Below are 11,917 nucleotides of genomic sequence, written 5' to 3' on the forward strand. Positions count from 1 at the left end.
AACCAGGTGTGGCTGAAAGCACTCCGGAGGCCTAAGGAGAAGCACAATGTCTGATAATCGGGAGAATAAGCGGAACGAAGAACCGCACGACAGTGAGGAAGAAAAATATTCGTTTTTGCAGGAAACAGTAAAAGATGAACAGCGAAGTAAAAAAGGAATCATAGGAAATCTGTGCAGGCTTGCAGGAAGAGGACTGATTTTTGGACTTGCAGCAGGTCTTGCGTTTTATGCCCTTCGCCCATGGGCGATGACACATCTGGGCGGAGAGAAGGTAACGATTCCGCTGGATCAGGAGGAAACTCCGGTTGAGGATGAGGAGGATACCAAGGATCAGGAAGCACAGGATGAAGAGATTCAGTATCCGGATCTGACTGTTGAAGATTATCAGGAGATGAACCACGCATTATACCAGGTGGCAGTGTCGGCAGGAAAAAGTGTGGTTGAGATCTATGCCGTGCACCGGGATGAAGGCTGGGAGAATGCAGGGGAGCAGGAACAGGCTGTATCGGGAGTTATTTTCTGGGGTAATGGTGCAGATCTTTTGATTGCGGCACCGGCAAGAATTGTAAAAGATGCAGAAGCACTGAAAGCTACATTTTCAGACAATACGACATATAACGCAACTTTGAAAAAGCAGGACCGGAATCTTGGACTTGCGATTATTGCGGTTAAGAGATCAGATCTGTCGGATAGCACGAGGAACCAGATCCAGACGGCGACGCTTGGTAATTCCATTGCAGTGAACCGTGGGGACGGCGTGATCGTTCTTGGTGAGCAGTTTGGATATGCAGGTGGTGTCGGATATGGGATCATCAGTTCCACCAGAAATTACCGGACAGTGGCAGACGGGCAGTACCGGCTGCTTGATACAGATATTGCAGGAAGTGAAAAAGGGAGCGGAATTCTGTTTAACACGGCGGGTGAAGTGATTGGAATCTGTGACCAGTCAGAACTGCAGAGAGACGGAAATCTTGTGAGTGCCTATGCGATTTCGGATATCAAGGAAGAGATCGAACTTCTGGCAAATGGACAGGGAGTTCCGTATATTGGCGTTCACGGAGTCGTAGTGACGGAGAAGCTTTCCGGCGAACAGGGAATCCCGAAAGGCATTTATGTCAGGGAAGTAGAGGCCGATTCGCCTGCGATGCAGGCAGGGATCCAGAATGGTGATGTGATCACAGAGATTAACAAGACAGATATCACCGGTATAACAGGACTTCATAAACAGATCATAGAAGCCGGAACCGGTACACAGATCAGGATCAAAGGGCAGAGGCGTGGCGCAGATGGTTATGTCGATGTAACATTTGATGTGACAGTTGGAAGTAAAGAATAGATTTGCAGATAAAAAGCAATCATAAATTTAAAATATAGAGCAGGAAGAGGAATGACATGAGATATATTGAGACATTACACGAAGGCGAGACAATCAGAAATACGTATCTTTGCAAAGGAAAAAGAAGTGCGGAGACAAGGAACGGGAAACCATACGACAACCTGATCCTTCAGGACAAGACAGGAACTTTGGATGGAAAGATCTGGGATCCGAATTCAAATGGAATTGCAGATTACAGCGAAAAAGATTTTATTGAAGTTTACGGGGAGATCATCAGCTATAACGGCAATCTTCAGATGAACATCAAGCAGCTCCGTGTAGCAGACGAGGGAGAATACGATCCGGCGGATTATATGCCGACCAGCGAGAAAAGTGTGGATGGAATGTATGAAGAACTGATGCGTTATGGAAAGCAGGTGAAGAACCCGTATCTGCAGCAGGTGATCCGGTATTATTTTGTAAATGATGAGCAGTTTATCAAGAGCTTCAAGGCACATTCGGCAGCAAAGAGTGTACATCACGGATTTGCCGGAGGACTTCTGGAGCACACATTAAGTGTAGTGAAATTCTGTGAATATATGGCAGGGGCATATCCGATCCTGAATAAGGATCTTCTGTATACAGCGGCAATGTGCCATGATATCGGAAAGACACAGGAACTTTCCCTGTTTCCGGATAATGATTATACCGATGACGGGCAGCTGCTCGGTCATATTGTGATCGGTGTGGAAATGCTGGATGATGCAATTCGTGAGATTCCGGATTTCCCAAAGAAGCTTGCCAGCGAATTAAAGCACTGTATCGTAGCGCATCACGGAGAACTCGAATACGGTTCGCCGAAAAAACCGGCGCTTGCTGAGGCAATGGCACTTAATTGTGCGGATAATGCTGATGCAAAGATGCAGACATTGACAGAGATTTTTAAGGCAAAAGATACAAAAGACTGGTTAGGTTATAACCGTCTGTTTGAATCCAACTTAAGAAAGACCAGTATCTAAGAGAAGTTCTGAAAGAAAGATGAGTATAAAAATGAAGAAAAATGACGTAGTGACGGTAGAAGTTACAGATATCGGAATCGGCGGTGAAGGAATCGGAAAGGTAGATGGACATACGCTGTTTATCAAGGATGCAGTCATCGGAGATACCGTTGAAGTAAAAGTAATGAAAGCAAAAAAGAACTACGGATATGCGAGATTAATGCGGATTGTAAAAGAATCCGCATTTCGTGTATCTGCACGCTGTCCGGAGGCAAGACGTTGTGGCGGATGCCAGATCCAGGAGATGGATTACCGGAAACAGCTGGAGTTTAAAAATACAAAAGTAAGAAATAACCTGATCCGTCTTGGCGGTGTGGAAGAAGAATTGCTGGATCAGATCATGGAGCCGATCGCAGGAATGGAGGAACCGTTCCGTTACCGGAATAAAGCACAGTTCCCGATCGGAGTAGATAAAGAAGGGAATCTGATTGCCGGATTCTATGCCGGAAGAACCCATCAGATCATCCCGGTTCCGGACAGGGACTGCGTACTTGGAGTACCGGAGAATAAAGTGATCCTGGATCAGATTCTGGACTACATGCGGGAAGAGAAGATTTCTGCATATGATGAGAAACGGCACAAAGGACTGGTGCGCCATGTCCTGGTCCGGTATGGATTTACAACAAAAGAGATCATGGTTTGTCTGATCCTTAACGGGGATAAGCTTCCACACAGTGAGAAATTGGTGGAAAAGCTGATAAAGATTCCGGGAATGACAAGCATTACTTATAATATCAATAAAGAAAAGACGAATGTGATCATGGGATCAAAGGTTTGCCCGCTCTGGGGACAGACGTATATCACCGATTATATCGGCAATGTCAAATACCAGATTTCACCGCTGTCCTTCTATCAGGTGAATCCGGTACAGACAGAGGTACTTTACGGAACCGCACTGGAATACGCCGGACTTACTGGAAAAGAGACGGTTTGGGATGTGTATTGTGGAATCGGAACGATTTCCCTTTTCCTTGCGCAGAAAGCACAGAAAGTTTACGGCGTGGAAATCGTGCCGCAGGCAATTGAAGATGCAAAGCATAATGCCGAGATCAATGAGATTACAAACGCGGAGTTTTTTGTAGGAAAGGCAGAAGAAGTGTTGCCGGAATATTATGCGGATTATGCAAAAGAGCATCCGGGAGAGCATGCGAGGGCGGATGTGATCGTAGTCGATCCGCCGAGAAAAGGATGTGAGACAAGCGTACTGGATACAATGGTTCAGATGGAGCCGGAGAGGATTGTATATGTGAGCTGCGATTCAGCGACTTTGGCGCGGGATGTGAAGTATCTGCGGGAGAATGGGTATGAGATCAGGAAGGTGAAGGCGACTGATATGTTTCCGATGAGCGTGCATGTGGAGACGGTTGTCTTGCTTTCCAAGGGCAAGGTCGACTCGAAAAAGATTCGGGTTGAGTTCTCTTTGGAAGATATGGATATGTCGGAGTTCCAAGATGGAGCTACCTATCCGCAGATCAAGGAGTATGTGTTGGAGCATACCGGATTAAAGGTGTCCAACCTCTATATCTCACAGATTAAGCGGAAATGTGGGATTGAGGTAGGAAAAAACTATAACCTGCCAAAATCCGAGGATTCCAGACAGCCCCAGTGTCCGCCGGAAAAAGAGAAAGCAATCCGAGAAGCGTTCAATTATTTTGGGATGATCTAACATCCCGCAGAATGGAGGTTTCTTATGGATAGATTGATTTCTTGTGAGTTTAACATGGATACTGCCTGTGTGGAACTGAAATTTGCTGATGGAAGTATGATAGCGATTGACACTATCGCTGTGGAGAACGAGATTGCTAACAACATGTATCAGCGGTCAGAACTGGACTATCTAATCTACAATGACCCGATTGGATATGCTGACTTGATACTGAACGGCGAGCCTGAAGTATATTTGAAAACTGTAACTGAATACAGAAGTTTGGACAGTTGATTTAGGAGCCGCCTATAGCTCAGCCTATGGGCGGCTTAAAATCTGTGATAGACCCGAATATGAACAAAAAGTTAATATTCAGAAAAATCCCCCTGCGTAAGGTCTTGCTTGTGACGCTGCGTAATGTTGTAAAATAAGCGGCGTAAGGAGGTGAAAGCTATGTCAAAATACACAACAGGAGAAATTGCAAAGCTTTGTGGCGTATCTGTTCGGACAGTGCAGTATTACGATTCGAGGAACATTCTCGTTCCCAGCGAGCTGTCGGAGGGTGGTAGGCGGCTTTATTCCGAACAGGATCTGAAGCGAATGAAGATCATTTGTTTTTTACGAGATGCCGGAATATCTATTAACAGCATTGGCGAGTTGCTGTCCGAAGATGATCCAGGCAGTGTCATATCTGTTTTGCTGGAACAGCAGGAACAGGCGCTTCGTGAGGAAGTAAGCGAACGGCAAGAAAAACTTGCTATACTTGATGGCATCAAAAAAGAGCTAAGAGGCATTGATAATTTCTCTGTTGAATCTATCGGTGATATAGCTTATGCGATGGAAAACAAAAAGAATATGCAAAAGCTCCATGCCATTCTGCTCATAACCGGAATTCCGCTTGGCATTATCCAGTGGACATCGATTGTTCTGTGGATCACTATGGGAATTTGGTGGCCGTTTGCTGCGTACTGGTTTGTGGCAATTCCCTATGCCGTATGGGTATCAAACTTCTATTTCAAACGGGTAGTATATATCTGTCCGCAGTGCCACGAGGTATTTAAGCCAAACTTCAAGGAAGCGTTTTGGGCAAGACACACGCCGACACTCCGTAAACTGACCTGTACCTGTTGCGGTTATCACGGCTTCTGTGTGGAAACCTACGGAAAGGAGGAGAAAGAGAATGGATAAGATTATGGAATTTCTCCCATTTTTGATCCCGTTGGTCATTGCAGAATTTGCATTGCTCGGCTATACTCTGCATCACATCTTGACCCACAAGAATTATAAACGAGGCAATCGCACGCTGTGGCTCATCATTACCATCGTGTTGATGAACTTTGTCGGGCCTATCATGTACTTCCTGCTCGGCAAGGAGGATGCGTAATGGACATGCTGGCAATAACAAATCTTCAGAAACGCTTCGGGGACAAATCGGTTCTGAAGGGGCTCGATCTGTCTGTTCCCGAACACAGCGTTTTCGGGTTTATTGGTAAAAACGGAGCTGGTAAGACAACCACCATGAAAACGATACTTGGACTTCTCAAAGCAGATGGCGGCGAGATATTGGTATCAGGAGAAAAGGTTGTTTATGGACAGACGGCAACAAACAGACACATTGGTTATCTACCCGATGTACCGGAATTCTATCCATTTATGACAGCACCGGAATATCTCTCTTTTTGCGGTGAGATCACCGGAATGAGCAGAATTGAAATCAAAAGCAGAAGCAATGAGCTTCTGAAACTTGTTGGGCTTGGCAATGAAAAACATCGAATCAAAGGTTTTTCCAGAGGTATGAAACAACGGCTCGGAATTGCCCAGGCACTCTTAAACCGTCCGAAGCTGCTCATCTGCGATGAACCCACCTCTGCCCTTGATCCTGTGGGACGAAAAGAAATACTGGATATTCTGATGGCAGTTAGAGAACAGACGACCGTCTTATTCTCCACACACATTCTGTCTGATGTGGAGCGCATCTGCACCGATGTGGCATTTTTAAATGACGGTGTAGTGAACATCCAGGGGAAACTGTCAGATATAAAATCCCAATACCGTACAGAGGAGTATGTTCTTGAAACAGGAAACGAGGAAGAACTGAAACTGCTTATGAACGTATTTGCGGGACTGAAAAAATCCGGCATAAATACAGCCTCTTTCCGTGAGAACGATCACACCCTGTTTGACATACTGCGCTTTGTTACGGATAATCGTATCCGTCTGCTGAAAATAGAACGGGTTGAACCTACACTTGAAACTTTGTTTATGGAGGTGGTGGAGAAATGAAATCTTTACTTGCCTTTATGAAAAAAGAATGGATGGAACAGGTTCGATCAGGGCGGCTGTTGATTCTTGTCATAATCTTCATTTTGCTTGGTATCATGAATCCTGCTGTTGCAAAACTGACGCCTTGGCTGCTTGAAATGATGGCGGATTCTCTTGAAGCAAGCGGTATGACGGTTACGGCTGTTACGGTAAGCGCAATGGATTCATGGGTGCAGTTCTTCAAAAATGCTCCGATGGGACTGATTGCATTTATATTGCTTGAAAGCAGCATCTTTACGAAAGAATATCAGTCAGGCACTTTGGTGCTTGCTCTGACAAAAGGACTCGACCGGCATAAGGTAGTGATTTCCAAAGCAATCATTTTGACTCTGCTCTGGACAGTTTGTTATTGGTTCTGCTTCACTATCACCTTTGGCTACAACACTTATTTCTGGGATAATTCCATAGCGCAGAATTTATTTTTTTCTGTCATTTGCTGGTGGCTGTTTGGATCATTGGTGGTAGCTTTGACCGTGCTGTTTTCCACGTTGTCCAACTCAAACACGGGTGTGCTTGCCGGAACAGGCTGTACAGTTCTGGTATCGTATTTGATTGGCCTAATCCCGAAAGCAAAGGAATATCTTCCTACTCTGTTGATGGACGGAAATTCCCTTATTTACGGAACGGTGGAGGCACGGTCATATGTTACGGCAATTTACATCACCGTTCTTTTGAGTGTGGTCTGTTTGGCAATCAGCTTTCCTGTCTTTAATAAGAAGTATTTATGAGCTAAAGGCATCGCTTCTGCGGTGCCTTTATTCCTTTGCTGGGATTTTGGAAATTTTCGAAATTTCTACAAGCAGTCTTCTCAAAATCGGTCAACGGATTTAGAATATGCTTGACCGAAACGGTTTATGGAGGTGACACGATGAATGAACGCTTTTATACCCTGCCGCCAGAGAAGCAGCAAGCTATCATCAATGCGGGCTACCGGGTATTTTCACAAAATTCGTACAAAAACAGTCCTATGAGTGAGATTGCTGCCGAGGCGGGAATCAGCAAATCTCTGCTGTTCCATTATTTTCACAACAAGAAGGAGTTATACTTGTTCCTGTGGGACAAATGCGCCGAAACGACAATTGAATTTCTGACCAGATATGGATGCTACGGACAGACGGAGCTGTTTGAAAGCATGGAACGAGGTATGCGGGCAAAAATGGAAATCATCCGCTTGTACCCGGATATGGGCAACTTCACAATCAAGGCATTTTACGAAAAGGATGCAGGAATCAGTGCAGCTATTCAGGAGAGCTATCACAGGTATTTCAATCTGAAAGCGGATAAAACACGCCTGAACCTCGATCCCTCTCAATTTATACCAGGACTGGATATTCCTATGATGTATCGGGAAATGTATTGGGCTTCGGAGGGTTATCTTTGGGAAATGGTGCAGCAAGGCAATGTGGATATAGAGAAAATGGAAAAGGATTTCACAAAACTGTTGGCCTTTTGGAAAAGCATCTATCTGCGTAAGGAGTAAAAATCATGGAAGCAATTAAAACGGAGAATTTAACCAAATATTACGGGAAATCCAGAGGTGTTTTGGAACTGAATCTGTCTGTGGAGCAGGGCGAAGTGTTCGGTTTTATCGGGCCAAATGGTGCGGGAAAATCTACCACCATTCGTACCCTGCTGGGACTGGTATCCCCCACAAAAGGCAGTGCTCAGATTTTCGGTATGGACACGGTAAAGAATAAAGAAGCTGTTTTGCAGAAGGTTGGGTATCTTCCGTCAGAAGCGATTTTTTATCCCGGCATGAAGGTAAAGGACATCTTGAAATTATCTGCCGACCTGCGCAAAAAGAATTGTGCAGCCGAAAGCAAATCCCTCTGTGAGCGTTTGCAGTTGGATAGAAACCGAAAGGTGGACGAATTATCCTTTGGCAATCGAAAGAAAGTCGCCATCATCTGTGCTTTGCAGCATCGTCCGGAACTTTTGATTTTGGATGAACCCACCGGTGGTCTTGATCCGCTTATGCAGCGTGAATTTTTTGAAATCATCCGGGAGCGCAGCAGTCAGGGAACAACCGTATTTCTTTCCAGCCATATTCTATCCGAAGTACAGCATAATTGCTCCCGTGCCGCCATTATTCGGGAAGGCAGAATAATTGCTTGCGACAGTGTGGATACTTTGGCAAAAACAAATGCCAAGCGAGTGTCTCTGCGGGGAACTGTTGACCTGACGGATTTGACCGGGATTCGGGATCAGGTTACGGTAGACGGAATCACCAGCTTCCTATTCGGCGGCGATATAAACCAATTGCTTCGGCAGCTTTCGGACGGAAACATCTTGGACATCCATATTTCGGAGCCTGATCTGGAGGAAATCTTCCTGCATTATTATGAAAAGGACGGTGATAGAGTATGACGATTGTAAAGCACGAATTAAAGCAAGGAAAAAATTCCTTTTTGATATGGACGGCGGCAATCGCCATGCTGCTTGCAGTTTGCGTGTTTTTGTTCCCGGAAATGAAAGGGGAAATGGATGGCATCAGTGATGTATTTGCCTCTATGGGTTCTTTTACTGCGGCCTTTGGTATGGATCGCCTGAATTTCGGCACACTGGTCGGCTTCTATGCCATTGAGTGCGGAAATGTGCTGGGACTTGGCGGTGCATTTTATGCTGCGCTTTGTGCCGTAGGCATTCTCAGTAAAGAGGAGAAGGAGCGGACTGCCGAATTTCTTCTGACCCATCCTGTCAGCCGTGTCAAAATCATTACGGAAAAACTGATTGCTGTTCTGATTCAAATAACAGCGTTGAATCTAATTATTTATGCCATTTCCGTCGGCTCCATGGTTATAATCGGGGAGGAGATTCCCTGGGAAGAAATAAATCTGTTGCATCTTGCTTACTATCTGCTTCAAATTGAATTGGCGGGCATTTGCTTTGGTATCTCTGCATTTCTACGCAAAGGAAGCACTGGCGTGGGACTTGGCATTGCGGTGATGATGTATTTTATGAACCTGGTCGCCAACATCGCCGAAGTTGCGGAGTTCTTGAAATACATAACACCTTTCGGATATTGTGAGGGCGCTGACATTGTGAGCAACGGGTATTTAGATGGTACTTTAATTGCAATTGGTCTTATATTCGGGACGGTGGGAATTGTTGTTGCCTATTGGAAATACACCCGAAAAGATATTCATTCCGCATAAAGAAACCGCTGCAATTTTCATCCCTTGTCGGATGGAAGTTGCAGCGGTTTTTCTGATCTATGGATTCTGTTGTTTCTGCTTTAGCGCTTCATTGAGCCTTTCTGTTCTGTTTTTGGTTATTGAATAAATGAGCGCCCATATCACGATATAGCCCACAAGAAAAATAGCCGAGAAAACTACGATGGGCATTACACCCCAATCCAGCCAATCGTTAAGCAAATAAGTGACGAGATAGCTGATATATAAAACGCTGCCGTGAATCAAAATTGCCACCATCAAGGGCAACCGTTCAATTTGATAAATGGCGTTCATACCTCCTGCAATAAAAGCAAGTGCGGTTATTGAAAAGATTCCAATGCAGACCTGATTTACGGTTAGAGTCTCTACGGCAGCGGTCTGTTGCAAAATCAGATAGAGTATCGCTAAAATGATGGGACCCATGCCGCAAGCTGCAAACCCTCGGCGCAAAAACTCCAAAACAAACTTTTTCATATTCCTTCATACCTCCTTCTGATTTCCGCAAAGCAGCGTCTGGAAACATATTCCCTATAGCCACATTGAAATACGGCATCCACACCGCCGCTGAACACCGCATCAAATCGCAGAATACGGTGTTCATTGGCAAGGGTAGATTTGTTAATGCGGATAAAGTAAGAGGGTAGGATACCTTCCAAGTCACGAAGCCTGTCCTTGAGTGAAAAGTGGTTACCACCTATATCAATGGCAATTACTTTTCTGTTCAGAATGGTAATACATTCGATTTCTGAATATGCCAGTTTCCGCATCTCGTCATCCCTGTATCCCATAATGTAGTCCTCACCGGAATAGCTACAAACAAGATTCTCGATTTGCTGTGTCAGAGAAGAAGGTGCATGAACGACTGCTATAATTTCTTCTTCTGCGTTTTTATCGATAATGAGCTTATATTTCATCTCCTCAATCCTTACTGTTTTTTCATTTGCCTAAGAAAGCAGAATACGGCAATAACTGTTATCAATACACCATACAGCAAAACAGGTAGAATGTGCGTTGCTGCAAGTTCAAAATTACCGCTGAATAGTGCTTTTTCCAATTCGGCTGCGTGCATAAAGGGCAGCGCATTGGCAATTTTCTCAAATGCCCCTCCCACAAGCTCCAGATCAAACCACACACCGGAAAGCCATGCAGAGAGATTGGTCAGCAATGCCCCACAGATACCGCCAACCTGTTTCACTCCAAAAACGCTGCCGCAAAAAAGTCCCAAAGAAATATTGAAAACAGCCATAGGGATGATGCCAATGACAGCGTACACGATATTTACGCTGACAGTCAGCCCCAACGGAATCGCAAACAGATAGCAGATCAGAACCTGTCCGATAGCAATAGGTAATAGCGGGAGCATATATCCCATGATAAAGTCAAATCCCGTAAGCGGAGTAGTATACAGCCTCTGCAAGAGGGCGCTTTCCCGGTCTTTTGCGATTAGTGTTGCGGAAAACAGAGTCATAAACGACAGCCCGAATACGGTAATGCCCGGAGTCAGTGTGTCGATTTCAAACAGGCTTACCGGGATATTAGCCTGTATCGCACTAAGCAGAACCAGCAAAACCAAAGGGAATCCCAGACCGAAACCAAGGTTGATCGGATCACGCAAAATCTCTTTTGAACATCTTTTGGCAAATGTCATCATTCTCATACCACAGTATCCTCCTTCACAATAGAAACGAACGCTGTTTCAAAATCATTTGTTCCTGCTAATGCGTTCAGTTCTTCTACTGTTCCTACCGCAAGAAGTTTTCCGCTTTTCATAATGCCGATGCGGTCAGAAAGAGCCTCTGCTTCTTCCATGTAATGCGTTGTCAGAATGATGGTTATCTTGCCTTTAAGTGAACGAATTGTTTCCCAAAGCTCGTGCCTTGCAATGACATCCAAACCAAGGGTAGGTTCGTCCAGAAACAGGATTTGCGGTTCGCTGATCAGAGCCATGGCAATGCTGACTCTGCGTTGCCAACCGCCGGATAACTTACCAGCTTTTCTTTTCAAAACGGTATCCAAAGCGAATTGCCCGGAAAGTTCTCGAATCTTTTCTTCCGTTTTACCTTTTGAAAAACTGTGGATGCCGCAGATCAGTTCCAGATTTTCTTTCACGGAGAGGTTTGGAGCAACAGCCGTTTCCTGCGGAGATACGCCAATCAGCCGCTTTACCTGTTCCGGCTCCTTTGTAGTACTATAGCCACCTACGAGGATGTCTCCGCTTGTGGGTTTTGTCAGACAGGAGAGCATTTTAATAGTTGTGGTCTTTCCTGCGCCGTTTACACCCAGTAGAGAAAACAATTCTCCCTGCTGAATATCTAAATAGAGCCTGTCCACGGCAGTCAGGGTTTTATACTGCTTGACAAGTTCCATGGTTTTAATTGCTTGCATTTGTGATATCCTCCATTTT

General features: G+C 45.0%; 15 protein-coding genes. 11 read left to right on the forward strand and 4 right to left on the reverse strand.

Going from position 1 to position 11,917, the window contains the following annotated elements; all coding sequences use genetic code 11:
* The first annotated feature begins 46 nt into the window (after positions 1-46).
* From ACYQ5K_RS05330 to ACYQ5K_RS05380, 11 genes are all read left to right on the forward strand, one after another.
* On the forward strand, positions 47-1,336 hold the full coding sequence (locus tag ACYQ5K_RS05330; protein WP_173688857.1) for a S1C family serine protease: 1,290 nt from the start codon (positions 47-49) through the stop codon (positions 1,334-1,336).
* A 56-nt stretch (positions 1,337-1,392) separates the two neighbouring features.
* Entirely contained in the window at positions 1,393-2,334 is a 942-nt protein-coding gene (locus ACYQ5K_RS05335) for a 3'-5' exoribonuclease YhaM family protein (RefSeq protein WP_008368874.1), read from the forward strand.
* 31 nt (positions 2,335-2,365) lie between these two features.
* Positions 2,366-4,039 (forward strand): 23S rRNA (uracil(1939)-C(5))-methyltransferase RlmD, encoded by a 1,674-nt coding sequence (gene rlmD, locus ACYQ5K_RS05340; protein ID WP_459777324.1) that lies wholly within the window; start codon positions 2,366-2,368, stop codon positions 4,037-4,039.
* Between the two features lie 24 nt (positions 4,040-4,063).
* Entirely contained in the window at positions 4,064-4,312 is a 249-nt protein-coding gene (locus ACYQ5K_RS05345) for a DUF6061 family protein (RefSeq protein ID WP_173786273.1), read from the forward strand.
* A 159-nt stretch (positions 4,313-4,471) separates the two neighbouring features.
* Complete coding sequence (locus ACYQ5K_RS05350) at positions 4,472-5,206, forward strand: MerR family transcriptional regulator (RefSeq protein WP_173786272.1); 735 nt, start codon at positions 4,472-4,474, stop codon at positions 5,204-5,206.
* Positions 5,199-5,402 (forward strand): PLDc N-terminal domain-containing protein, encoded by a 204-nt coding sequence (locus ACYQ5K_RS05355; protein WP_096239140.1) that lies wholly within the window; start codon positions 5,199-5,201, stop codon positions 5,400-5,402. Before ACYQ5K_RS05350 ends, ACYQ5K_RS05355 begins: the two co-directional genes overlap by 8 nt.
* Entirely contained in the window at positions 5,402-6,301 is a 900-nt protein-coding gene (locus ACYQ5K_RS05360; RefSeq protein WP_173786271.1) for an ABC transporter ATP-binding protein, read from the forward strand. The genes ACYQ5K_RS05355 and ACYQ5K_RS05360 overlap by 1 nt, the downstream gene beginning before the upstream one ends.
* Positions 6,298-7,068 carry an ABC transporter permease subunit gene (locus tag ACYQ5K_RS05365; protein ID WP_195230965.1) on the forward strand — a complete coding sequence of 257 codons (771 nt, stop codon included), beginning with the start codon at positions 6,298-6,300 and terminating at the stop codon, positions 7,066-7,068. Before ACYQ5K_RS05360 ends, ACYQ5K_RS05365 begins: the two co-directional genes overlap by 4 nt.
* Positions 7,069-7,208: 140 nt before the next feature.
* Positions 7,209-7,820 carry a TetR/AcrR family transcriptional regulator gene (locus ACYQ5K_RS05370; protein WP_096239143.1) on the forward strand — a complete coding sequence of 204 codons (612 nt, stop codon included), beginning with the start codon at positions 7,209-7,211 and terminating at the stop codon, positions 7,818-7,820.
* 5 nt (positions 7,821-7,825) lie between these two features.
* Positions 7,826-8,707: an ABC transporter ATP-binding protein gene (locus ACYQ5K_RS05375; RefSeq protein ID WP_177296726.1), complete on the forward strand. Its 882-nt coding sequence runs from the start codon at positions 7,826-7,828 to the stop codon at positions 8,705-8,707.
* Positions 8,704-9,495, forward strand: a complete 792-nt coding sequence (locus ACYQ5K_RS05380; RefSeq protein ID WP_173786268.1) for an ABC transporter permease subunit — start codon at positions 8,704-8,706, stop codon at positions 9,493-9,495. Before ACYQ5K_RS05375 ends, ACYQ5K_RS05380 begins: the two co-directional genes overlap by 4 nt.
* 57 nt (positions 9,496-9,552) lie before the next feature.
* On the opposite strand, the gene ACYQ5K_RS05385 is transcribed toward ACYQ5K_RS05380, so the two are convergent.
* Genes ACYQ5K_RS05385 through ACYQ5K_RS05400 form a run of 4 tightly spaced genes read right to left on the reverse strand, consistent with a single transcriptional unit; the run spans position 9,553 to position 11,898 of the window.
* Entirely contained in the window at positions 9,553-9,987 is a 435-nt protein-coding gene (locus tag ACYQ5K_RS05385; protein WP_173786267.1) for a DUF3021 domain-containing protein, read from the reverse strand.
* The gene (locus tag ACYQ5K_RS05390; protein WP_173786266.1) at positions 9,984-10,427 is read right to left on the reverse strand and encodes a LytTR family DNA-binding domain-containing protein; all 444 of its coding nucleotides are present in this window, start codon (positions 10,425-10,427) and stop codon (positions 9,984-9,986) included. The genes ACYQ5K_RS05385 and ACYQ5K_RS05390 overlap by 4 nt, the downstream gene beginning before the upstream one ends.
* Positions 10,428-10,438: 11 nt before the next feature.
* On the reverse strand, positions 10,439-11,170 hold the full coding sequence (locus tag ACYQ5K_RS05395; RefSeq protein WP_096239148.1) for an ABC transporter permease: 732 nt from the start codon (positions 11,168-11,170) through the stop codon (positions 10,439-10,441).
* A complete protein-coding gene (locus ACYQ5K_RS05400) occupies positions 11,167-11,898 on the reverse strand; it encodes an ABC transporter ATP-binding protein (RefSeq protein WP_173786265.1) in 732 nt (243 codons plus the stop codon). Before ACYQ5K_RS05400 ends, ACYQ5K_RS05395 begins: the two co-directional genes overlap by 4 nt.
* Positions 11,899-11,917 lie beyond the last annotated feature (19 nt).

The organism is Allocoprococcus similis (genome assembly GCF_054660775.1).